This window comes from Pseudomonas sp. NPDC077408, assembly GCF_050269105.1.
Classification (GTDB): Bacteria; Pseudomonadota; Gammaproteobacteria; order Pseudomonadales; family Pseudomonadaceae; genus Stutzerimonas.
The window spans coordinates 1-22,908 of the sequence record NZ_JBNNHS010000009.1 but is presented as its reverse complement, the minus strand read 5'-3'; the positions used below and the strand labels follow the sequence as shown (position 1 = coordinate 22,908).

Here is a 22,908-nt window from a genome sequence, read left to right as displayed (position 1 = left end):
TACGCACAATATGGGTGGTGAAGAGGGGCGGTGCGACCTGCTGTCGCACCGCGCCGTCAGGTTTTCGTTACGCGCTCACCGACGCAACCTTGCACTGCGGCGCCCGCGACGGGCCGTAAAGAAAACCTTCCAGCCCCAGCGCGTTGAAGCAGCGAGCCGCGCTACCGGCGGGCTTGTGCACCCCGTCGGAGTGGTTTGTTATGGAGGCGGCCAAGCCGATCCTGCGGTCTTGCGATCATTGATCGCCAGGGCTGCGGGGACGGTCAAAGGATATTGCCCGCCACAGAGAAACACGTACTGGGAGCGTTATGAGCAGTGAAACAACCACAACGGCCGGTTCGTCGCCCACGCTGAAACTCTACGGCTACTGGCGATCCAGCGCCGCCTACCGGGTACGCATCGCGTTGAACCTCAAAGGCCTCGCCTTCGAAAACTTGCTGGTGCATCTGGTCAAGGACGGCGGCCAGCAACGCTCAGCCGACTACAAGGCGCTCAATCCGCAGGGGCTGGTGCCCTTGTTGGTCGATGGCGACGAGCGCATCAGCCAGTCGCTGGCGATTCTTGAATACCTGGAGGAGGTCTTTCCGCTTCCGGCGTTGCTGCCGGATGACCCAGCCGACCGTGCTCGGGTGCGCTCGCTGGCGCTTCATATCGCCTGTGACCTGCATCCGCTGAACAACCTGCGCGTGTTGCAGTACCTCAGCGGCCCGCTGGGCATTGCGGACGAGGCGAAGCAGCGGTGGATCCAGCACTGGATTCACACGGGCCTCGCTAGCGTCGAAGAGGGGTTGGCCGCGTTCGACGGCAAGCTGTCACTTGGCAGGCGGCCGGGTTATCTGGAGGCATGCCTGATTCCTCAGGTATACAATGCGCGCCGTTTTGCCTGTGACCTAAGCCAATACCCGCGCATTCTGCAGATGACCGAGCTGTGCGAATCCCTCGAAGCTTTTGCCAACGCAGCTCCGGAGGTGCAGCCCGACGCTCAATAGGTTTATCCGCCTTGCACTCCGTCGCGTCATGAGCGCGGCGGGTTCGATTCCGTCACAGATAACAACAAACAGGTGACGCATGACCCGTGAAAAACCCAAGAACCTCTGGCTCTCCCGCTGGGGCTTCATTCTTGCCGCGACCGGCTCTGCAGTCGGCTTGGGCAACATCTGGAAATTCCCCTACATCACCGGTGAGTACGGCGGCGGCGCCTTCGTACTGATGTACCTGGCGTGCATTTTCGCCATCGGTGTGCCTGTGATGATGACCGAGATCGCCATTGGTCGCCGTGGCCGCGGCAGCCCCATCGATGCGGTCGGCCGTACGGCGCAGGAAAACGGCAGCAGCCCGCTTTGGAAAGGCATCGGCCTCATGTCCATGTCGGCCGGCTTTCTAATCCTTTGCTTCTATGTAGTGGTGGCCGGCTGGGCCTTTGCCTATACCCTGAAGATGCTCGATGGCTCACTTGCCGCCAGTTCCGTAGACGGGCTGGCTCAGGTGTTCGAGGCGCACAACGCCAACCCCTGGCAGCTGGGCGGCTGGAGCGTGCTGGTTACTTTGTTGACCTTATGGATCGTGGCCAAAGGCGTTCAGGCAGGCATCGAGCGCGCAGTGAGCTGGATGATGCCGGGCCTGGCGGTGATGCTGTTGATTCTGGTCGGCTATGCGTTCACCAGTGGCGGCTTCGATCAGGGCTTCGCTTTCCTGTTCAGCTTCGATACCTCCAAGCTCACCGGTGAGGCGCTGCTGACGGCTCTGGGTCACGCGTTCTTTACGCTCAGTCTGGCAGCCGGGGCCATCATGACCTATGGCTCCTACCTGCCCGATGGGCAGTCCATTGCCCGCACTACCTTTGTGGTGGCCATCGCCGATACCTGCGTTGCGTTGCTGGCGGGGCTGGCGATTTTTCCGATCATTTTCGCCAACGGGATGGACCCGAGCGCCGGGCCGGGACTCATCTTCATGAGCCTTCCGCTGGCCTTCCAGCAGATGCCATTCGGCACCGCCTTCGGCGTCCTGTTCTTTGCCATGGTCTCGCTCGCTGCGATGACTTCGGCCATTTCGATGATCGAAGCCACGGTGGCCTACCTCAATGAGAAACATGGCATCAGTCGCCTCAAGGCTGCCATGGCCGCAGGCGCTGTGCTGCTGGTGATCAGCATGCTGGCGATGCTGTCGTTCAACCTGATGGCTGGCTGGACGCCCATGGGTAAAAACTTCTTCGACTGGCTCGACTACCTCACCTCGCGTTGGATGATGCCGCTGGGCGGGATCTTCACCGTAATCTTCGCTGGTTATGCGCTGCGCAGCGAAATCATGCGCGACGAGCTGGACCTGCCGCCGCTGGGCTATGCGCTGTGGCTGTTCATGGTCCGTTATGTCTGCCCGGTGCTGATCACCATGGTGTTCCTGCACGCCCTCGGCTGGCTAGGCTTCGACCCACTGGTGCGCTGGTACTGGATTGCCGGAGCCATCGGTGCGCTGACTATCCTCGGCGAAGGGTTGCGACCTCGCGTTCTGCCGGCGCTGACTGGGCGCAAAGCCTGATCATCAGCACAGATTCGATCTAGGCGACTAAGCGGCACTTCCGGCAACGGAAGTGCCGTTTTTGTAAGTGGATTGCAGGCGAGTCGGCGAATGGCCTGTTGACCAATACCCGCGCTGGTACTGGCTTTGCGACAGACGGTGGTCTAAAGGTCTTTTAGGCGGTGCCGATAGTTTGATCAGCGCAAGGACGCTTAAACAGAAAACGGATCTTCGTATTGACCTAGATCAGTGTCCGGATCCGCGCCCATGCCCAGCCGTCTCAAGTTCAGCCACAAGATACTGCTCGCCGCGTCACTCGTTGTGATCGCGACTTTCGCCCTGTTCACGCTGTTCAACGATTATCTGCAGCGCAACGCGATTCGCGACAACCTCGAAAGCTACCTGAATGAGATGGGCGATGTGACCGCCCATAACATCCAAAACTGGCTGTCCGGTCGGATCCTGCTGGTGGAAAGCGCTGCGCAGTCCATCGCCAACGACAGCTCCGATCAGGGCGTGGTGGCTCTGCTCGAACAGAAGGCGCTCGTCTCGACCTTCGGCTTCACCTATCTGGGCGAGCAGAACGGCCGCTTCACCATGCGTCCGGAAGACGAAATGCCCGCCGGGTACGATCCGCGCACCCGCCCCTGGTACAAGGACGCGGTGGCTGCTGGCGGAACGACCCTTACCGAACCCTATGTCGACGCGGCTACGGGTGAGCTGATCATCACGATTGCCACCCCTGCACGCGAGGGTAGTCGGACTGTTGGCGTGGTGGGCGGTGACCTGGGCTTGCAGGCGCTGGTGGACATCATCAACGCGCTGAACTTCGATGGCATGGGCTATGCCTTTCTGGTCAGCGGCGACGGCAAGGTGCTGGTCCACCCGGACAAAAGCAAAGTGATGAAAACACTGGCTGAGCTGTATCCGCAGAACACCCCGTCCCTGACTAAAGGGCTGAGCGAAGCGGAGCTGGACGGCCAGGCGCGCATTCTCAGTTTCAGCCCGGTTCCCGGCCTGCCTTCGGTGACCTGGTATGTCGGCATTTCCGTGGAGAAGGAAAAGGCTTACGCGGCGTTGTCGAGTTTCCGTACCTCGGCGCTCGTTGCCACTGTCATCGCTGTGGTGTTCATCATGGTCCTGCTGGGCATGCTGATCCGCGTGTTGATGCGGCCACTGACCGACATGGGCCGCGCGATGAGCAATATTGCCGAAGGCGAGGGCGACCTGACCCGCCGCCTGACAGTGCAATCGCAGGACGAATTCGGCACGCTGGCGCTGGCCTTCAACCGGTTCGTCGAGCGTATTCACGGCTCGATTCGCGACGTGGCCTCGGCTACCGAGCAGGTCAACGAAGTGGCGCAACGTGTACTGGCCGCCTCCAATTCGTCGATGCTCAATTCCGACGAGCAAGCCAGCCGCACCAACAGCGTCGCAGCGGCGATCAATGAACTCGGCGCCGCCGCGCAGGAGATCGCCCGCAATGCGGCCGACGCTTCGCAGCAGGCCAGCGGTGCCAGCCATCAGGCCGAAGACGGTCGCAAGGTGGTCGAGCAGAACATCGAGGCCATGAAGCGGTTGTCGAGCAACATCAGCGCGTCCTGCCAACAGATCGAGGCGTTGAACACCCAGACGGTTGGCATCGGTCAGATTCTCGACGTGATCAAGGGTATTTCCGAGCAGACCAACCTGCTGGCGCTCAACGCAGCCATCGAGGCGGCGCGTGCCGGTGAAGCCGGGCGCGGCTTTGCGGTGGTGGCTGATGAGGTGCGCAGCCTGGCGCATCGCACCCAGACCTCGGCGCAGGAAATCCACGGCATGATCGAGAAGCTACAGGTTGGAGCGCGTGATTCGGTCAGCACCATGACCGAGAGTCAGCGTCAGAGCGAATCGAGCGTCGGCATCGCCAACCAGGCCGGTGAGCGCCTGGGCAGCGTGACCCTCGCCATCGGCGAGATTGATGCGATGAACCAGTCGGTCGCGACCGCCACCGAAGAACAGACCTCAGTGATCGAGTCGCTGAACATGGACATCACGGAGATCAACACGCTGAACCAGGAGGGGGTCGAGAACCTGCAATCCACCCTTCGGGCCTGTGGAGATCTTGAGCAGCAGGCTGCGCGGCTGAAGCAACTGGTGGGGAGCTTCAGGATCTGATCTGGTGTTGGGTGAGAAGGGCGCTTCGGCGCCCTTTTTTGTGCCCGTCTGTATCCGCCACTTATGTAGAAGCGAAGGGAGACGCCTAGGCTTGATCGGGTGGTCGCGGCGCGCTCATCTTGGTACGGCGCCGCCCTGTCGTAGGCCCCTAACCTCAGGTTTCGCCCTGCTGGGCGACTCACTTTTTTCAATTACCAAAAAAGTAAGCAAAAACGCTTGCCCCTGCATCCGGCCCCGGCTGCGCCGGGGTTCCCTCGCTCCGGTGTCGCTCCAGGGGCGCGCGGCGACGGGCCATCCATGCCGATGGCGGCCCCGACCCAACGCCGCTCTCGCGGCATCCATGCCGCTCAACCCCTTCCACGCCACCTGCGCTCGGCCTCCTGAAAGGGGCGATTCGTGGTGTCTGTTGGGGCGTGCAACGAGGCGGTTTTAGCGGCTATATGTAGGGTGGGTAACGCGAAGCTTACCCACAGCTTTTGGTGGGCAAGGTCCGTTATCAATCGTGGTACCGAGCGCTGTGGAAAATGCTTCGCAGTTTTCCACCCTACGAAGCTAAAGGGAGGCGAGATCTAGTCGCTTGGCAACTCTCAACGTAACAAATATAGACTTTGCCTTTTTGCTGATGAACAGACTATCAGACGATGCCGAACGCCCCTTTCAGGAGGCCGAATGGAATTGCTGCGTAGAGGGGCGAGCGGCATGGATGCCGCGAGAGCCGTGAAGGGCCATGGATGGCCCTTGCGCGGCGACCCTCGGAGTAGCGATGGAATGAGGGAAGTCGAGCTCAGCGAGACCCGGATGCAGGTGCAAGACCTTTTGGTTCCTTTTGGGGCAATTGCCAAAAGGGACTCGCCCAGCAGGGCGAAACCAATGCCTCGGCTGACCTTGGAAACCGGGTCATACGCAGCTAACCCAAGCTCAAACAGTCCGTGGGCTCGGGGGCGGAACTTGGGGCGGCCCCAAAAGTGCGTGCTGCGCTGCCCATCACCGTGCGCAACACAACGGCATTGACCCATTCCCCACCCCCATGGTCGAGATGAATCAAGGGCCTGCATTCGGGCCCCCAATCAAAGGAGACCCCATGAAAGTTCTCATTGTGCTCACATCCCACGACAAGCTCGGCGACACCGGCAAACCCACCGGCTTCTGGCTCGAAGAATTCGCCGCCCCTTACTACGTCTTCAAGGACGCTGGCGCTGAAATCGTCCTCGCCTCACCCAAGGGTGGTCAGCCGCCGCTGGATCCGAAAAGCGATGCGCCGGACGCCCAGACCGAGATGACCCAGCGCTTCAAGAACGATGCCGAGTCCCAAGCGCTGCTTGCCAACACGCACAAGCTGGACGAGGTATCGGCAGCGGACTTCGATACGGTCTTCTATCCCGGCGGTCATGGCCCGATGTGGGACCTGACGGGCAATGCGACGTCCATCGCCCTTATCGAATCCTTCATCAAGGCACGCAAGCCCGTAGCGGCGGTCTGCCATGCGCCTGCCGCGCTGGTACAGGTGCGCGGCGTGGACGGTGAATACTTGGTTAAAGGCAAGCGCGTCACCGGCTTTACCAATACCGAGGAGGAGGGGGTACAGCTCACTGAGCTGGTGCCCTTCCTGCTGGAAGACAAGCTAAAGGAGATCGGTGGCGACTACAGCAAGGGGCCGGACTGGTCGTCCTATGTGCTGGTCGATGGCCTGCTTGTCACAGGCCAGAACCCGGCGTCCTCGGAAGAGGCCGCACGCGAGTTGCTTAAACTGTTGAAGGCCGGCTGAACCGGGCTCAGCTCGACAGTCCGCCCGGCCACGCCAGGGAATCGGCGTGGCTGCAGCTCTCGAACAGTGGTTTGCTGAACAGATAGCCCTGCATCAGGCTGATGCCCAGGTCGCGCAAAGCCTTGCATTCATCCGGCGTTTCCACGCCCTCAGCGATCACCTGGATACCCAGCTCGTTGCAAATGCCCACCGTGCCGCGGACGATGGCCTGGCGCGAGCGGCTCTGGTCGATGCTTCGGATCAGATCCATGTCCAGCTTGATGAGGTCGGGCTGGAAGTCGGCAAGCAGGTTGAGCCCTGCATAGCCGGCGCCGAAGTCGTCAATGGCCGTGAGAAAGCCGATGCGCTGGTACTCTCGAAAAACCTCGGTCAGCCACTTCGCATCGCTGACCCGCTCGCCTTCGACGGTTTCGAAAATGATGCGCTCGATGGGGAAATCGTGCGCCCGGGCAGCTTCCAGCGTCGTCCGGATGCACAGTTCCGGCCGGTAGATGGCGTTGGGCATGAAGTTGATCGACAGCCGGCTCTGCATGTTCAGCTTGGCGGCGGTCTTGATGGCTTTAACCCGGCAGGCCTGATCGAAGCGAAAGCGGTTCTCCTCGGTGACTTGCGCCAGCACGCTGGGGGCCGGCTCGCCATTGACGCCGCGCACGAGCGCTTCGTGCGCAAAAATCTCGCGCTTGGCAATGTCCACAATCGGTTGATAGGCGTAACTGAAGCCAAACCCGAGGCGCTCGCCGCTGGCGCAGCTGGGGCAGGCGCCGTGGTCGCTGGCCGAATGGCAGCTGTATTCCGATGGGGCAGGGTTACCGTCTGTGTTGCTTTGAATCATGGGCGAACTCGCTCGAAACCTGTTGCTGAAAGATAGCGGCTAATCTGGCCGAGACTGGAGTCCGTTCGTCACCAGACGACCATTCCACAAGAATGACCAGGCGTCATAGTAGGACAGAAACTTAAGAGTGGTGGCCAAATGCTACGACATTAAGAATTAAGTCGAGTTCCTCTTTCCATAGTGAGCTTCGTCGTCGTGGCGGGGCCATCCGTTTCGGCAGGAATAAAAAAGGCCGGCATGACAGCCGGCCTCCTGTGCTTCGCCGCGGCGGCTTATGCCGTGACGCGGGCGATCGCGGCCGCCAATTGATCGAGCCGTGCGGCATCCAGCCCGGCGATATTCGCCCGTCCGCTTTCCACCAAATACACCGAATCGTCACGCCGCAGGCGCAGCACCTGGTCGGCGGTGAGGCCCGTGTAGGAGAACATTCCGCGTTGCTGCGCAATGTGCGCGAAGCGCTCGGCGAGGCCGTGCGGCGCCAGCGCCTCCACCAGACCCTGACGAAGCCCGGCGATGCGCTCGCGCTTGGCTGCAACCTCTTGCTGCCAGAGCTGGCGTAGTTCGCTGTTGGCCAGAATCGTCGCGACCACCGCAGCGCCGTGGGACGGTGGGGTTGACCAGAGATTGCGCGCCACCGAGGCAAACTGGCTGCTTACGTCGATCAGGGAACTGCCGTCTACCGTGACCGCAATCAGCGCGCCGGTCCGTTCGCGATAGAGGCCGAAGTTCTTCGAGCAGGAACTGGTGATCAGCACTTCCGGCAGCGCTTCGACGAACAGCCGTACCGCCCAGGCGTCCTCGTCCAGTCCATCGCCGAAGCCCTGGTAGGCGAAGTCGAACAATGGCAACAGCTCGCGGCGACGCACGATCTCCAGCACCTGGCGCCAGTCGCTCTGACTCAGGTCGTAGCCCGTGGGGTTGTGGCAGCAAGCATGCAGCAGCACCACGTCGCCGCTGGGAATCTGCTCCAGCGCGGCGAGCATACTCGGCACGTCGAGGCGGTTCTGCGCATCGACATAGGGGTAATGCTCGACCTTCAAGCGGGCAGCGGCGAACAGGGTTTCGTGGATCGGCCAGGTTGGATCGCTGAGCCAGAGGCTGCGCCCCGGTAGGCACTTGGCGATGAACTCGCCCACCAGCCGCAGGGCGCCGGTGCCGCCCGGTGTCTGGGTGCAGCCGGCGCGGTTTTCGACCAGCGCTGGCGAAGCTTCGCCGAGCACCAGACGCAACAGCTGTTCGCCGAACAGCGAATCACCATGCCCGCCGATGTAGCTTTTGGTCTGCTCACTGTCGATCAGCCGCTGCTCGGCGAGCTTCACGGCTTTGGGGATCGGCGTCAGGCCCAGGGCGTCCTTGTACACGCCAACGCCCAAGTCGAGCTTGGCCGGATTGGGATCGGCGCGATAGGCGTCCAGCAGGCCGAGTATCGGATCGCCGGGAACCCGCGCGACATCAGCGAAGTGTTTCACTTTCGGCCCTCGGCGGTTTTCGCGACCTCGTCGGTACGTGCGGCCATGATGAAGTCGTTGCGGTGCAGCCCTTTGATCGAGTGGCTCCACCAGGTCACGGTGACCTTGCCCCATTCGGTGAGCAGGCCCGGATGATGACCCTCGGCTTCGGCGATCTCGCCAACGGCGTTGGTGAAGGCCAGGGCGTGGCGGAAGTTCTTGAACAGGAAAACCTTCTCCAGCTCCATGTGGCCGTCACGGGTCTCGATGTTCCAGTCCGGAATCTGCTTGATCAGCTCGGCCAGTTCGTCATCGGAGACCTTGGGTGCGTCGGCGCGGCAGGCTTCGCAGTGGGCTTGGGTGAGGGCGGTCATGGTTGGGTCCTTGTGTGATCGGTTGGTTGAGTGGATCGGTGGGCTAAAGCCCACCCTACGTGGTGGGTTTTATCAGTTAAGCAGCGTAGGGTGGACAGCGCCGCAGGCTTGTCCATGCGTCGGGTTCGGTCCGCCGCGTTGCCGAGCAACGTAGGGTGGATAACGCCAGAGGCTCATCCACCAAACGGCCGAAACAACCCGCGCCGCCGGGAGACGTCGTTGGGGACGAAACCAACGCGTGGAAAATGCTTCGCAGTTTTCCACCCTACGCCGCTTTCGGCGGAAACTTTGGCTGGTGCAGGCCCAGCTGCATGGCGGTGCGTACGTGCGCCATGATGTCTTCATGGGCCACATCGAACAGTCGTTTGAGCTCGGGCAGAACGAAGTACACCGGCTGCAGGATGTCGATGCGATAAGGGGTGCGCATCGCTTCGACAACATCAAACGCCTGGCGCTCGGGCTCGTCGGAAAGGCTGTAAAGCGTTTCCTTCGGCGAGGAGAGGATGCCGCCACCATAGATGCGTTGGCCTGCGGAGGTATCCACCAGGCCGAACTCAATGGTCATCCAGTACAGCCGCGCCAGGTAGACGCGTTCTTCCTTGCTGGCCTTGAGACCGAGCTGGCCGTAGGTGTGGGTGAACTCGGCAAACCAGGGGTTGGTCAGCAACGGGCAGTGACCGAATATCTCGTGGAAGATGTCGGGTTCCTGCAGGTAGTCCAGCTCTTCCGGTGTGCGGATAAAGGTGGCTACCGGAAAGCGTTTGCTCGCCAGCAGCTCGAAAAAGGTCTGGAACGGAATCAGCGCTGGAACCCGCGCCACCTGCCAGCCGGTGGTCGCATCCAGCACGCGGTTGATTTCGCCCAGCTGGGGGATGCGGTCGTGGGGCAGGGCAAGCTGCTCGATGCCGTCCAGGTATTCCTGGCAAGCGCGGCCGTCGAGCAGTTTCAGCTGGCGTTCGATCAGCGTTTGCCAAACCGCATGTTCACTGTCCGGGTAGTGGATGTGACCTTGCGCATCCGGTTCGCGGGCAACGTATTTAGTGGCTTTCATCTGACCTCCTGAGCGGGGCGGCCGCCTGAGTCTTGTTTTTATGGATGCCTCATCTGATCGCGTTCAGCCTTCTCTGGCGACCCGGAAGAGGCCGCCCTGTGACAGTCTGCCTCTGATGTGTGTAACGAAATAATTACGAAGTGGCGCGCTTGCACAAAAATCGGCTTGCTCGGCTTCCCTTCTGTCAAATAATCTTGACGAAAATCAACGGCGATCCGCAGAAAACCCGGCGCCGCTCAAAACAACAAGCCAAAGGCACTCTTGCATGCGTATCAAGATTCACTGCCAGAACCGCATTGGCATCCTCCGTGACATGCTCGAACTGCTGGTCGCCTACGGCATCAACGTGGCGCGTGGCGAAGTGGGTGGCGAGCACGGTAACGCCGTTTACCTGCATTGCCCCAACCTGATGAACCTGCAGCTACAGGCGCTGCGACCGAAGATCGAGGCGCTGCAAGGCGTGTTCGAGGTCCGCAAGGTCGGGCTGATGCCCAGCGAGCGGCATTCGCTGGAGCTCAATGCGCTGCTCGGCGCGCTGGAATTTCCGGTGCTGTCCATCGATATGGCGGGCGCCATCGTCGCGGCCAACCGTTCCGCGGCGCAGTTGCTCGGGGTTCGCGTGGATGAGGTGCCGGGCATGAGCCTGTCGCGCTACGCCGATGATTTCGACCTGCCGGAGTTGGTGCGCGCCAATAAGGCGCGGATCAATGGTCTGCGCGTGACCATCAAGGGCGACATCTTTCTTGCAGACATCGCGCCCTTGCAGTCGGAGCACGATGACAGCGAAGCCCTGGCCGGCGCGGTGCTGACGCTGCATCGCGCCGACCGTGTGGGCGAGCGTATCTACAACGTGCGCAAGCAGGAGCTGCGCGGCTTCGACAGCATCTTCCAGAGCTCGAAAGTGATGGCCGCCGTGGTCCGCGAGGCGCGACGGATGGCCCCGCTGGATGCACCGCTGCTGATCGAAGGCGAGACCGGTACTGGTAAGGAATTGCTCGCGCGCGCCTGTCACCTGTCCAGCCCGCGCGGGCAATCCCCGTTCATGGCGCTCAACTGCGCGGGCCTACCGGAATCCATGGCCGAGACGGAGCTGTTCGGCTACGGCCCCGGCGCTTTCGAAGGCGCTCGGCCTGAAGGCAAGCTCGGCCTGCTCGAGCTGACCTCCGGCGGCACGCTGTTTCTCGATGGCGTGGGGGAGATGAGTACACGGCTGCAAGCCAAACTTGTGCGATTTCTGCAGGATGGCTGTTTTCGTCGGGTCGGCAGCGACGAGGAGGTCTACCTGGATGTGCGGGTAATCTGCGCGACGCAGCTGGATCTGTCCGAACTCTGCGCCAAGGGCGAATTTCGCCAGGATCTGTATCACCGCCTCAACGTGCTGTCGCTGCACATTCCGCCGCTGCGTGAATGCCTGGACGGGCTGGAGCCGCTGGCGCTGCACTTTCTCGACCAGGCCAGCCGGCAGATCGGCTGCGCCTTGCCGAGCCTCTCGCCGACAGCCCTCGAGCGATTGGCCGGCTATCACTGGCCGGGCAACGTCAGGCAGCTGGAGAACACGCTGTTCCAGGCGGTTTCGCTGTGCGAGGGCGGAGTGATCAAGCCTGAGCACATCAGGCTGCCCGATTACGGGACGCCGGCACCGCTGGGCGATTTTTCGCTGGAGGGCGATCTGGGCAATATCGTCGGACGCTTCGAAAAAGCGGTGTTGCAGGAGCTGTATCAGCGCCATCCCAGCAGCCGGCTCTTGGGCAAGCGGCTAGGGGTCTCGCACACCACCATCGCCAACAAGCTACGTGAGCACGGGATCGGCAAGGAAGGCTGATTGTTTGCATCAATAAGGCGGCCACCGACCACAACGCAGCATGCACCTGTAGGAGCCAGCTTGCTGGCGATCAGAGGTGGGCGCCGCAGAGGTGTTGCATTTGACGCAGCGGATCGCCAGCAAGCTGGCTCCTACGGAAAGCGAGATCTTGCTCGCGCGATGATTTTAATCCTGCCGTGGGTGATCACTTGTGCATCGCCAGACCGCGGTAGCACGCACCTGTAGGAGCCAGCTTGCTGGCGATCAGAGGTGGGCGCCGCAGAGGTGTTGCGTTTGACGCACGGGTCGCCAGCAAGCTGGCTCCTACGAAAAGCGAGATCTTGCTCGCGCGATGATTTTAATCCTGCCGTGGGTGATCACTTGTGCATCGCCACGGCTCCCGGCGACCGCGGTAGCCCGCACCTGTAGGAGCCAGCTTGCTGGCGATCAGAGGTGGGCGCCGCAGAGGTGTTGCGTTTTACGCACCGATCGCCAGCAAGCTGAGCAAGCAGATGCGCGTTTGGGCTAATGCACGGCTTGCGTCACCGCGTCGATCAATGCTTGCAGGTCGATCGGCTTTCGCAAGTGCAGGTTAAAGCCGGCGGCCTTGGCTGTTTCCACGTCGCGCAGTGTGCCGTAGCCGGTCAGGGCGATGCTTGGGGTGTTGCTGTTAACGCCTTTGGCGCGAATCGAGGCCATCATCTTGTGGCCGTCGATCCCCGGCATACCAATATCGGAAACGATTACGTCGAAAGCCGACTGCTCAGCCAGCGCGATACCCTGCGCGCCGCCGTTAGCCGTGGTTACGATGGCGCCTTCGCTTTCCAGCAATTCGCACATGGTTTCGAGAATCTCGGGCGAGTCGTCCACCAGCAGGATCTTGATGCCGGATAGCCCACCCGCTTCCCCGTTGGCCAGGTCACCCAGTTCGATTTCGGTTTGCAGGTGAATCGGCAGCCAGATGCTGAATCGCGCACCCCGGCCAAGGCCTTCGGAGAAGGCTTCAATACGACCGTTATGGGCCTCGATCAGCTGCTTGACCAAGGCGAGCCCGATGCCCAATCCGTGTTTGGAGCGCTGTGCATGCTGCATCTCAGCTTGGCCGAACATGTCGAACACCTTGGGCAGGAAGTCGGCTGATATCCCTTCTCCCGTATCGATGACGTCCAGCCGGGCCTGGTCGCCTTCGCGCTCGAGTTGAAGGCAGATACGCTCGCCGCCCTTGGTGAATTTCCAGGCGTTGTTCAACAGATTCCAAATGACCTGGTCCAGGCGCGTCGGGTCCGCACGAATGTAAATCGGCTGCTCGGGCTTGAACGTCTCGAATGTGACATTTTCGGCTTGGGCCAGCGGATCAAAAACCGCCTCGATACCGCGCAGCACTTCCTGAAACTGCAACGTAGAGAATTGCAGTTTCAACTTGCCGGTACGAATCCGCGAGACGTCCATCAGGTCGTCGATGATCCTCGACTGGCTGCGAACGGCGTTCTGGATCGACTGGGTGGCCTTGCGCAGGTTCGCGGAATTCTTGGCGGCCTGGGATCGCGCTATCAGGTCGGTGTTGAGCTGGATCAGGTTCAGCGGATGCTTGAGCTCATGCGAAAGCACGGCGAAGAACTGATCCTTCTGCATGTTGGCGGCCTGGATGCTCGCCAGTTCGCTCTGTTGCTCGGCATCGCGTTGGCGGTCCTCGGTCAGGTCGCGGGCGATCTTGGCAAAGCCCGTGACTTTGCCATCGCTGCCGACCAGCGGATTGACCAGGCCGCTGAAGTAGCACGCCGAACCATCTTTGCGCACATGCCAGCGTTCGTCGGTGGCCTGGCCATGCTGCTGCGCACGCTTGCGTTCGGCTTCCGGCACGCCGGCCTTGCGGTCGTCGTCGTTGTAGATCATTTCGACATGCTGGCCGATGGCTTCCTTCTCTGCGTAGCCGAAGATGTGTTCGGCACCGGTGTTCCAGGTCGTGATGTAGCCATCGCAATCCAGCGTGATGATGGCGTAGCCCTTGGTGCTCTGTGCCAGGATCTTCAAATGAGCTTCACCGGCGCGTAGCTCTTCTTCTGCGCGGCGTCGGTCGGTGATATCGATGAAGGTCAATACGGCGCCCTGAATGCGGTCGTCCAAGGTGCGGTAGGGGAGGAACCTCGCCAGATACCAGCGATTGTCGTCTCTGGACCCGATCTCGCGCTCGACCAGATGAAGCTCCTCGAATGCCTTGGCTGCATCGGCATGCAGCTGCGGATAGTCGAGGCGATGGGTAATGTCGAGTAGCGATCGGCCCGCATCATTGCCGATGACGTTGAAGATGTCCCGGGCGCGAGGGGTGAACCACTTGATGCTCATCTTGCGGTCGACAAAGACCGTGGCGATGTCCGTTGAGGAGATCAGGTTCTGCAGGTCATCGTTGATCTTGCTGGTCTCGTCGACCTTGGTTTTGAGCTCGAAGTTGACCGTGGACAACTCTTCATTGATCGACTGCAGCTCTTCCTTGCTGGTTTCCAGCTCCTCAGTGGCCGAGCGCAATTCTTCGTTGATGGCCTGCAGCTCTTCGTTGGAGGCGCGTAGTTCCTCAGTGGAGGTCTCCGAGTGCTCCATGGTGGCCTGCAGCCTTTCCTTGGTCTGCTGCAACTCGGCTTCCAGCTGGGTCAGCACGCTGTCCTTGGTGTCCGGGTCCTCGAGGGTGCTGCTGTCCATACAGGCTTCGACTTCATCGAAGAGCACCAGCATGTAGTCGCTACCCGCTTCGTTATCCCGAAACGGACGAACCACCATGTTCACGTAGTAGCTGCGGCTGTCGCGCTCCAGCCGGACCCGCCGAGCTTCAACGCTCTTGCCGGTGTGGGCTGCCTGGTACAGGGCGGTGCGTAGCTCGAGCCGCAATTGTGGGTGCACCAGTGTGGTCAGGTTCAGCGAAGGCTCGCCGCCAACATAGCGCAGGAAATTACCGGCCCGGTCGGACATGTGCACGATCTCGGCGTCGTGGTTGACGATGACGCTGGGCGGCGCGTACTGCTCAAGCGCGCGCTGATGCACATCAGCAAAGGAGAATTTCCGGCTACGCCTGGACGGTTCGCTGAATGGAGGACGGCTGGGGGCGCTCAAGGTAAAGCCCTGATAGGGCCCGGCAGAGGTGCGTCGCAGTGAGGACGATACCTCCTTGGCGCGGTAGATACGGTTCTTCTTGTCCACCGGCGTGAATAACTGGCTGCAGGCATCGGCAGTTTCCGAACTGCCGAGGAACAGGTAGCCGCCGGGGTTCAAGGCGAAATGAAACATGCGCAGCACTTCGATCTGGATGTCCCGATCCAGGTAGATCATCAGGTTGCGGCAGGAAATCAGGTCGAGCCTGGAAAACGGCGGATCGCGCAGAATGTTGTGCCGAGCGAACAGGATTCGCTCCCGTAGCGCTTTCTGCATGCGGTAGTGGTTCTGCTCCTTGGCGAAGTACTGCCGCAGCCGCGCCGGCGGCACATCTGTCACGATGGCTTCTGGGTAGATGCCAGCGCGAGCGGTTTCCAGCGCCCGGTCATCGATATCGGTGGCAAACACCTGGGACTGGATTTCACCCTTGGCACCGCTGATTTCAGCCTGGTCGGCCAGCAGCATGGCCAGTGAATAGGCTTCCTCCCCGGTGGAGCACGCCGCTGCCCAGACGCGCAAGGATCTGTCTTCCAGATCTCTTTTCTGCTCGAACAGCGCAGGGATGATGTCGCGCTCCAGGGCTTCGAAGGCCTCGCGGTCACGGAAGAAATTGGTCACGCCAATCAGCATGTCTGCCAGCAAGGCGGGTGTTTCTTCGGGGTGGCTTTGCAGGTGCTTGGCGTAGCTGGGCATGTCGCGCAGAGCATTGACTTGCATCCGTCGCTCGATGCGACGCAGGACCGTGGCTTGCTTGTAGTGTCGAAAATCGTGGCCGGTGCGGGCGCGCAGTGCAGCGAGAATCTCGCGTAGCGCCAGCTCGTTGGGTTTGGATTGGGTATGAGCGTGAGCAAACTCGACCTCGCCCTGTGCCTCTCCGGCTTGCTCGCTATCGCCTGCCGAGATGATCGGCTCTTGCCGCTCCAGTAGCACTTCCAGGTTATGGCGCAGTTCTACGAGCTTTTGCGGCATATCCACCACCGGCAGAACGATATCGACCAAACCGGTTTCGATGGCGCTGCGCGGCATCGAGTCGTATTCGGCGTCCTCCGGGGTCTGGGCCAGCGTGACGCCCCCCTGCTCCTTGATACGCGACAGCCCGACCGAGCCATCCGAGCCCGTGCCTGATAGCACGACACCGACGGCGTGGTTGTGATGCACATCGGCGAGGGCGCGAAAGAACAGATCAATGGCGACCTGGGGGCCGCGTTCACGCTCGGGTTTCAGCAGGCGCAGATAGCCGTCGTTCATCGACAGGTCCATTGCCGGCGGAATGACATAGACACGGTTGCGCTCGATGGCGGTGGGTTCGGTTATCTGCAAAACGGGCATCTTGGTGGCGTTCTGCAGAATCTTGTCGGCATTGCTTTCATGCTTGGGTGAGAGGTGCATGACAACCGCGAACGCCATGCCGCAATCGTTCGGCATGTTTTCGAAAAAAGTGAGCAATGCCTTCAGGCCGCCTGCCGACGCACCGATCCCGACCACAGGAAATCTTAGCGTGCTTCGGGCCAGGTTACTGTTCTTGGGCGTGGACGGCTCAGGGCTGTTGCTCATCGATTCCTCGGCGTTTGTGAATCCATATGCCTTTCACGACTGGCAGATAGAAGGAGACAGCGAGACAGCGGGTGGATTCCTTTAGCAACCGGCTGTGCTGCGTGGCGGATGATAAAGGTTAGTGGGGCCGATTACCGTCTGAGAAAGACGTCAACACTCGATGATGTTCACCGCGAGGCCGCCGCGGGCGGTTTCCTTGTACTTACTCTTCATATCGGCGCCGGTCTGGCGCATGGTGCGGATTACCTTGTCCAGCGAGATGAAGTGCTTGCCGTTACCGCGCAGCGCCATGCGTGCCGCGTTGATCGCCTTGACCGAGCCCATGGCGTTGCGCTCGATGCAGGGCACCTGAACCAATCCGCCCACCGGGTCGCAGGTGAGCCCGAGGTTGTGCTCCATGCCGATTTCAGCGGCGTTTTCGACCTGTTGTGGCGTGCCGCCGAGCACTTCGCAGAGGGCGCCAGCCGCCATCGAACAAGCCACGCCCACTTCGCCCTGACAGCCGACCTCGGCGCCGGAAATCGAGGCGTTCTCCTTATAGAGGATGCCAATGGCGGCGGCTGTCAGGAGAAAATGCACCACGCCGTCTTCATTGGCGCCGCGGATGAAGCGCATGTAGTAGTGCAGCAGCGCCGGGACAATTCCAGCAGCGCCGTTGGTAGGGGCGGTCACCACCCGGCCGCCGGCCGCGTTTTCCTCGTTGACCGCCAGCGCGTACAGGTCGACCCAGTCGAGTACTGTCAGCGCATCGCGCAGAGTGGCGTCGGGGTGTTCGTTGAGTTGCCGATACAGCCCGGCAGCGCGGCGCTGGACCTTCAGGCCGCCGGGCATGACCCCTTCGGTGTTGCAGCCTGCCTTCACACAGGCCTGCATCACCCGCCAGATCTTCAGCAGGCCGGCGCGGGTTTCCGCTCCCGGGCGCCAGGCGGCCTCGTTCGCCAGCATCAGCTGGCTGATGGATAAGCCATGCTCGTCGCACAACGCGAGCAGTTCGTCGGCGCTGTGAAAGGGATAGGGCAGGACAGTCTGGTCCTCGACGATGCGGTCGTTGCCAGCGGCTTGCTCGTCGACCACGAAGCCGCCGCCGACCGAGTAGTACTCGCGACTGCGCAACTGCAGCCCGGCCGCATCGAAGGCTCGGAAGATCATGCCGTTGGGGTGGAATGCCAATGGCTTGCGGATGAATTGCAGGTCATTGCTGGTCTCGAAGCGAATGAGTTTTTCGCCCAGCAGGCGCAGCTCGTGTGATTCACGCATCGCCGCCATGCGCGGGGGGATGGCGTCGGTATCGACGTCCTCGGGTCGCTCGCCTTCGAGTCCGAGTAAAACGGCCTTGTCGCTGCCATGGCCTTTGCCGGTAGCGCCGAGCGAGCCGTACAACTCGACCTTCAGGTGTTCGGTGACAGCCAGCAGGTCGTCACGTCTGAGCTCCTCGGCAAAACGTAACGCGGCGCGCATCGGCCCCACCGTATGCGAGCTGGACGGGCCGATACCGATTTTGAACAGGTCGAATACGCTGAGTGACATGAAAGGCTCCGAAACGAACAGGCATGTAGAGAGCCTAGACCTTCCGGCATTGGCGAAAGCTGACAAAAACGGCAAAGCTGCGCACAGTCCGGCTCGCGCCGTCGCCAAGCAAAAGCTGTCACCCAGGGCAGGCGCTCGTTGCGCTCGAGCAGGGCGCTATCGCCCGAAACCGCTGGCCGCTTCGCTATCGCGCCGTATCCAGGGGCGAGCCGCCCCAGGGGTTGGCTTCGAGGCTGTTATGCACGGCCGTCGCCGCCTGCGCCGCCTGGCCGATGGCAACACTCATCTGCTTCAGGCCCATGGTCACATCGCCGATGGCATAAAGGCCGCGCATGGTGGTTTGCAGGTGGTCGTCCACCCAGATCCCACCGCACTCGTCACAGTCGACGCCCAGCTGCAGTGCCAGGTCGGAGCGAAAACGCGCACCGAGGCTGGGATAGATAATGTCGAAGTGATGCCTCTCGCCACGGCAGGTCAGCAGCTCGATGCCGGTGTCGCAAGGGTGCAGGGATTCCACACGGTCGCTGATTACCCGGATGCCATAGTGGTCGGCCAATGCGATGGCCTGGTCGCAGGCATTGGGCTCGCCGTGCACCACCACCGTCACGCGATCGGTGAAGGTGCGCAGGAACACCGCATGGCTGATGGCATTTTCTGCCTCGCCGTAGACCGCGACATTGTCACCATCGACCTCATATCCATCGCAGATCGCGCACAACCGCACCTGGCCATTGCCGATGGCCTGCTCGACATCGGGCATGTCCGGCAGGGTGTCCTCAATCCCAGTGGCGAGGATGATCCGCCGGGTCACGCAGGTGGCGTCGCCATAGCGCGCGCTGAATCCGTCGGCGTGGGGCTCGATGTGCTCGACCCGGCCATGCTCGAGCCGCGCGCCATACCCCTTGGCCTGTTCGCGCAGGCGGGCCAGTAGGTCGTTACCGTTGATGCCCGGCGGGAAGCCCGGGTAGTTGTGCGATCGTGGAATCCACGAGGCGCGACTGAAGCCGGCGTCCACGACCATGCAGCTGCGGCGGAAGCGTGCGAGATAGAGCGCTGCAGTCAGTCCGCCCGGCCCACCTCCGACAATCAGGCAGTCGATCGCGGTGGGGTTCGGCGATGAGGGGGTCGAAAGCTGGTTCATGGCTGATCGGATCGGCTGAGGATGTTGCCTGTAGAAAAGGGCAGCGGATCGAAAGTTCGGTCGTTCCGATGAGCGAGATGTCCTGTTTTGAGAGCTAGTCGGACATTCTGGTGCTTGTGCCATCACGAACGATAGCCAAGACTTTCCGCCTCGGTTGGTGCGGACGTTCAGTGTCCGGTTCAACGCCAACCGTATTCCAATAAAGGCCAGGCGCCGACCGCCGCAGTCGAGATGATCTGGCCACTCAAACCGAAGAATGGACCGACCGCGCTGCTGCGTGAGTCAGGTCTCGTCGTTGTCGATAAACCACTCGAGCGGTGCTCACAAGGCGCTGATTCGGGCTATTCCCGTTGGGGGTCAGATGTTCAAGTCTTGTGTTGCTGCGTTGGTCGCGGTCCTGTATGGGGTGAGTGCTTCGGTCATGGCGGCCGAAGGAGAGCCTTTCGTCATCAAGTTCGCTCACGTCGTAGCCGACGACACGCCCAAGGGCAAGGGCGCGTTGCTGTTTCAGAAGCTGGTGCATGAGCGTCTGGCCGGCAAGGTGAAGGTCGAGGTCTACCCAAACTCGACATTGGTCGGCGATGCCGACGAGATGCAGGCCCTGCTGAACAACGAGGTGCAGATCCTTGCGCCGTCCCTGTCGAAGTTCGGCAAGTACACGAAGAAGCTGCAGGTGTTCGACCTGCCGTTTCTGTTCGACGACGAAGCTGCCGTCCAGCGCTTCCAGTCGCGTGAGACGAGCCGTGATCTGCTGCGCTCCATGGCTGACTCAGGCATCTATGGCCTGGCCTACTGGAACAACGGATTGAAGCAGCTCTCGGCCACGCAGGCGCTGCGTCTGCCGGGGGATGCCGCTGGCCTGGCGTTTCGCATACAGCCCTCAGCGGTACTGGAGGCTCAGTTCAATGCGGTAGGTGCAAAGCCGGTAGTGCTGCCCTTCGCCGAGGTCTACAAGTCGCTGCAGGCGGGCGTGGTTCAGGGCGCGGAAAACCCCTGGTCGAACATCGCCAGCCAGAACATGCACAAGGTCCAGCCGTTCATCACCGAGAGCAATCACGGGGTGCTCAATTACATGCTGGTGACCAGCTCGAAGTTCTGGATGAGCATGCCCTTCGCGGTGCGCTCTGAACTCGAGGGCATCATTCTCGAGGTGACCCAGGCGGTGAATCGGGAAGCTGCTGCGCTGAACCAGCGCGACCGCGACCGCATCCTCGCCAGTGGCAGCAGCAAGCTGATCGCTATTACGCCCGAGCAGCGCCAGGCCTGGCGTGAAAAGATGATGCCGGTGTGGCAGTCCTACGAAAACGAGATCGGTGCCGACGTGATCCGCGCCGCATTGACGGTCAATCGCAAGCGCTGATCCCCAATCCCTCGGCTCGCCGCCATCCGGGGGCGGCGAGCGCGCTGTCGTTCCTTTCACCCGCCCTCGTTCCATCCCGCACTGTTATTACCGCTGGCGCGGCGGTCTCCCTGACGAAACGGTATTGCTTCCAGCCCTTTCTGCGCCGGGCCGCCTGTCACCCCGATGTGAGCCTGGGACCACGGCAGTTGCGAGTCGGCTGGACTTCGACCTGGCGTTACCTCAACCGCCAGGCAACGGCAAGGCTTGCCTCCGACGGATGACGGTTATGGAATCGTCAATGCCGGTCTTGGCCGCTTAACGCCACCCTTCGGCTGTTAGCATTCTTGCGAAGCGCGTACTCGAGCTGCTGTGCAGCGGAGGGGCGTGCCGTCTTTGTGCTTGTTTCCGATGTGCCAACCCAGAATAAGGAGAACAGCAGGTGGCGACCAATCCTGGAAAGACCCCGGCAACGTCCGTGGAAAGCATTCCCGCACCGACCGGGGCGGCCAACCTGATCGATACCGACTACGTCATCGGTCAGGACAATATCAAACGCAAGTTTTTCGATGTTCACAGCAAGGTTTTCAGCATCTCCGCAGTGACGATCGTTCTCTTTGTGATCGTTACCCTTGCCCTGCGCAGCGAAGTCGAGCCGGTGTTTACCGCCATGCGCGACTGGCTGACTGGCAATCTGGCGTGGTTCTTCATCGGGTCGGCGAACATTTTCGTGCTGTTGTGCGTGGGGCTCATCCTCTCACCGCTGGGTAAAGTTCGCCTGGGCGGCATGGATGCGAAGCCGGACTATTCCTATACCGGGTGGTTCTCCATGTTGTTCGCCGCCGGCATGGGCATCGGTCTGATGTTCTACGGCGTTTCCGAACCCATGTCGCATTTCTCCACGGCTATGGGCGGCACCACTGTAGAGAACGGCGTACGTACCGACTGGGCACCGCTGGGCGCCGCTGCTGGCGATGCACAGGCTGCGGCTAGCCTGAGTATGGCTGCCACCATCTTCCATTGGGGCCTGCACCCTTGGGCGATCTACGCCGTCGTCGCGTTGGCTCTGGCGCTGTTCTCGTTCAACAAAGGTTTGCCGCTGAGCATCCGCTCGATCTTTTACCCGCTGCTTGGTGAGCGGGTCTGGGGCTGGCCGGGTCATTTAATCGACATTCTTGCGGTATTTGCCACCCTGTTTGGCCTTGCTACATCATTGGGCATTGGGGCTCAGCAAGCGGCGGCCGGCCTCGAATCTCTGTTCGGTATGCCCAATACAGATACCAGCAAGGTGCTGCTGGTCGCGGGTATCACTGCCCTCGCGCTGATGTCTGTGCTGGCGGGACTGGACAAGGGGGTCAAGCGCCTGTCGGAATTCAACATGGTGCTGGCACTGCTGCTGCTGCTGTTCATCATCATCGTCGGCCCGACCTTGGCGATCTTCACCGGCTTCTTCAGCAACCTTGGTAGCTATCTGGTCAACCTGCCGGCGCTATCCAATCCGATAGGCCGTGCTGACGCCAACTTCAGCCAAGGCTGGACTGCGTTCTACTGGGCTTGGTGGATCAGCTGGTCGCCGTTCGTTGGTATGTTCATCGCCCGGGTCAGCCGTGGCCGCTCGGTACGTGAATTCCTGATCGCCGTCCTGCTGGTGCCATCGCTGGTATCGGTACTGTGGATGACCGCGTTCGGTGGCACCGCGTTGGGTCAGTTTGTTAACGAGGGCTTTACCGGCGTCCAGGATGCAGCGCTTGAGCTGAAACTGTTCGTCATGCTCGGGCAATTGCCGCTGGCGGAAATCAGCTCCTTTGTCGGCATTGTGCTGGTGGTGGTGTTCTTTATCACCTCCTCGGACTCGGGGTCGTTGGTGATCGATACCATCACAGCGGGTGGCAAGATTAACGCGCCGGTACCGCAGCGGGCATTCTGGGCTGTGTTGCAGGGTGTAGTGGCTGCTTCACTGTTGCTCGGCGGCGGTCTGGTCGCCTTGCAGGCCATGGCGGTATCCACCGGCCTGCCATTTACCGTGGTCTTGCTGGTTGGCTGCGTGTCCATCGTCAAGGGACTGATGAGCGAGCCTCGGTAGTGGCTTAGGCCTATGTTCAGGCGGCCCGGCCGCCTGGCAGGTGATCCGAAAAGGGGGGGGCCGGGGGGGGGGGGGCGCGGGCGGGGCGGGGGGGGGGGGCCTCGGGGGCGGGGGGGGGGGGGCGCGGGGCCCCCCCCCGCGCCCGGAACCGGGCCGGTGTCCGCCGCACGGCGCCGCAGCC

The 22,908-nt window shown here is 61.5% G+C and carries 14 protein-coding genes and 1 pseudogene; 8 read left to right on the top strand and 7 right to left on the bottom strand.

Annotated elements, in window-relative coordinates:
- The first annotated feature begins 308 nt into the window (after window positions 1-308).
- The 5 genes and pseudogenes from maiA (at window position 309) to ACQKEK_RS18765 (ending at window position 6,436) form a co-directional block, all read left to right on the top strand.
- Window positions 309-989, top strand: coding sequence for a maleylacetoacetate isomerase (maiA, locus tag ACQKEK_RS18785; protein ID WP_499143418.1), 681 nt, complete (start codon window positions 309-311; stop codon window positions 987-989).
- A gap of 79 nt (window positions 990-1,068) precedes the next feature.
- On the top strand, window positions 1,069-2,535 hold the full coding sequence (locus ACQKEK_RS18780) for a sodium-dependent transporter (RefSeq protein ID WP_499143420.1): 1,467 nt from the start codon (window positions 1,069-1,071) through the stop codon (window positions 2,533-2,535).
- 246 nt (window positions 2,536-2,781) lie between these two features.
- Window positions 2,782-3,813 (top strand): annotated as a pseudogene (locus ACQKEK_RS18775) (cache domain-containing protein); the annotation flags it as partial.
- Between the two features lie 93 nt (window positions 3,814-3,906).
- Complete coding sequence (locus ACQKEK_RS18770) at window positions 3,907-4,671, top strand: methyl-accepting chemotaxis protein (protein ID WP_499135198.1); 765 nt, start codon at window positions 3,907-3,909, stop codon at window positions 4,669-4,671.
- Between the two features lie 1,081 nt (window positions 4,672-5,752).
- Complete coding sequence (locus ACQKEK_RS18765; protein ID WP_499143422.1) at window positions 5,753-6,436, top strand: type 1 glutamine amidotransferase domain-containing protein; 684 nt, start codon at window positions 5,753-5,755, stop codon at window positions 6,434-6,436.
- Between the two features lie 7 nt (window positions 6,437-6,443).
- On the opposite strand, the gene rimA is transcribed toward ACQKEK_RS18765, so the two are convergent.
- The 4 genes from rimA to phhA form a co-directional block, all read right to left on the bottom strand.
- Window positions 6,444-7,268: a S6 modification regulatory phosphodiesterase RimA gene (gene rimA, locus ACQKEK_RS18760; RefSeq protein WP_499143424.1), complete on the bottom strand. Its 825-nt coding sequence runs from the start codon at window positions 7,266-7,268 to the stop codon at window positions 6,444-6,446.
- A gap of 272 nt (window positions 7,269-7,540) precedes the next feature.
- Window positions 7,541-8,737, bottom strand: coding sequence for an amino acid aminotransferase (locus ACQKEK_RS18755; RefSeq protein WP_499143426.1), 1,197 nt, complete (start codon window positions 8,735-8,737; stop codon window positions 7,541-7,543).
- On the bottom strand, window positions 8,734-9,090 hold the full coding sequence (locus ACQKEK_RS18750) for a 4a-hydroxytetrahydrobiopterin dehydratase (RefSeq protein ID WP_045430164.1): 357 nt from the start codon (window positions 9,088-9,090) through the stop codon (window positions 8,734-8,736). Before ACQKEK_RS18750 ends, ACQKEK_RS18755 begins: the two co-directional genes overlap by 4 nt.
- A gap of 265 nt (window positions 9,091-9,355) precedes the next feature.
- A complete protein-coding gene (phhA, locus tag ACQKEK_RS18745; protein WP_499143429.1) occupies window positions 9,356-10,141 on the bottom strand; it encodes a phenylalanine 4-monooxygenase in 786 nt (261 codons plus the stop codon).
- Window positions 10,142-10,406: 265 nt separating this feature from the next.
- Here phhA and ACQKEK_RS18740 point away from each other — a divergent pair, with 265 nt between their 5' ends.
- Window positions 10,407-11,963, top strand: coding sequence for a sigma-54-dependent transcriptional regulator (locus tag ACQKEK_RS18740; RefSeq protein WP_241530283.1), 1,557 nt, complete (start codon window positions 10,407-10,409; stop codon window positions 11,961-11,963).
- 504 nt (window positions 11,964-12,467) lie between these two features.
- Here ACQKEK_RS18740 and ACQKEK_RS18735 read toward each other — a convergent pair.
- The 3 genes from ACQKEK_RS18735 to ACQKEK_RS18725 all read right to left on the bottom strand — a co-directional run bounded on the left by ACQKEK_RS18735 (window position 12,468) and on the right by ACQKEK_RS18725 (window position 19,305).
- Window positions 12,468-16,637: a CheR family methyltransferase gene (locus tag ACQKEK_RS18735; RefSeq protein WP_499143431.1), complete on the bottom strand. Its 4,170-nt coding sequence runs from the start codon at window positions 16,635-16,637 to the stop codon at window positions 12,468-12,470.
- Window positions 16,638-16,787: 150 nt separating this feature from the next.
- Window positions 16,788-18,164 carry an L-serine ammonia-lyase gene (locus ACQKEK_RS18730; protein ID WP_499143433.1) on the bottom strand — a complete coding sequence of 459 codons (1,377 nt, stop codon included), beginning with the start codon at window positions 18,162-18,164 and terminating at the stop codon, window positions 16,788-16,790.
- 184 nt (window positions 18,165-18,348) lie between these two features.
- Window positions 18,349-19,305: an NAD(P)/FAD-dependent oxidoreductase gene (locus ACQKEK_RS18725; protein ID WP_128121969.1), complete on the bottom strand. Its 957-nt coding sequence runs from the start codon at window positions 19,303-19,305 to the stop codon at window positions 18,349-18,351.
- Between the two features lie 361 nt (window positions 19,306-19,666).
- On the opposite strand from ACQKEK_RS18725, the gene ACQKEK_RS18720 reads away from it, so the two are divergent.
- Both ACQKEK_RS18720 and ACQKEK_RS18715 read left to right on the top strand, forming a co-directional pair.
- On the top strand, window positions 19,667-20,665 hold the full coding sequence (locus tag ACQKEK_RS18720) for a TRAP transporter substrate-binding protein (RefSeq protein ID WP_499143435.1): 999 nt from the start codon (window positions 19,667-19,669) through the stop codon (window positions 20,663-20,665).
- A gap of 421 nt (window positions 20,666-21,086) precedes the next feature.
- On the top strand, window positions 21,087-22,727 hold the full coding sequence (locus ACQKEK_RS18715; RefSeq protein WP_128121968.1) for a BCCT family transporter: 1,641 nt from the start codon (window positions 21,087-21,089) through the stop codon (window positions 22,725-22,727).
- Window positions 22,728-22,908 lie beyond the last annotated feature (181 nt).

Excerpts from the sequence above, each read along its gene's own strand:
- maiA (WP_499143418.1), top strand. The coding sequence starts at position 309 with ATGAGCAGTGAAACAACCACAACGGCCGGTTCGTCGCCCACGCTGAAA.
- ACQKEK_RS18780 (WP_499143420.1), top strand. The coding sequence starts at position 1,069 with ATGACCCGTGAAAAACCCAAGAACCTCTGGCTCTCCCGCTGGGGCTTC.
- ACQKEK_RS18770 (WP_499135198.1), top strand. The coding sequence starts at position 3,907 with ATGCTCAATTCCGACGAGCAAGCCAGCCGCACCAACAGCGTCGCAGCG.
- ACQKEK_RS18765 (WP_499143422.1), top strand. The coding sequence starts at position 5,753 with ATGAAAGTTCTCATTGTGCTCACATCCCACGACAAGCTCGGCGACACC.
- rimA (WP_499143424.1), bottom strand. The coding sequence starts at position 7,268 with ATGATTCAAAGCAACACAGACGGTAACCCTGCCCCATCGGAATACAGC.
- ACQKEK_RS18750 (WP_045430164.1), bottom strand. The coding sequence starts at position 9,090 with ATGACCGCCCTCACCCAAGCCCACTGCGAAGCCTGCCGCGCCGACGCA.
- phhA (WP_499143429.1), bottom strand. The coding sequence starts at position 10,141 with ATGAAAGCCACTAAATACGTTGCCCGCGAACCGGATGCGCAAGGTCAC.
- ACQKEK_RS18740 (WP_241530283.1), top strand. The coding sequence starts at position 10,407 with ATGCGTATCAAGATTCACTGCCAGAACCGCATTGGCATCCTCCGTGAC.
- ACQKEK_RS18735 (WP_499143431.1), bottom strand. The coding sequence starts at position 16,637 with ATGAGCAACAGCCCTGAGCCGTCCACGCCCAAGAACAGTAACCTGGCC.
- ACQKEK_RS18730 (WP_499143433.1), bottom strand. The coding sequence starts at position 18,164 with ATGTCACTCAGCGTATTCGACCTGTTCAAAATCGGTATCGGCCCGTCC.
- ACQKEK_RS18725 (WP_128121969.1), bottom strand. The coding sequence starts at position 19,305 with ATGAACCAGCTTTCGACCCCCTCATCGCCGAACCCCACCGCGATCGAC.
- ACQKEK_RS18720 (WP_499143435.1), top strand. The coding sequence starts at position 19,667 with ATGTTCAAGTCTTGTGTTGCTGCGTTGGTCGCGGTCCTGTATGGGGTG.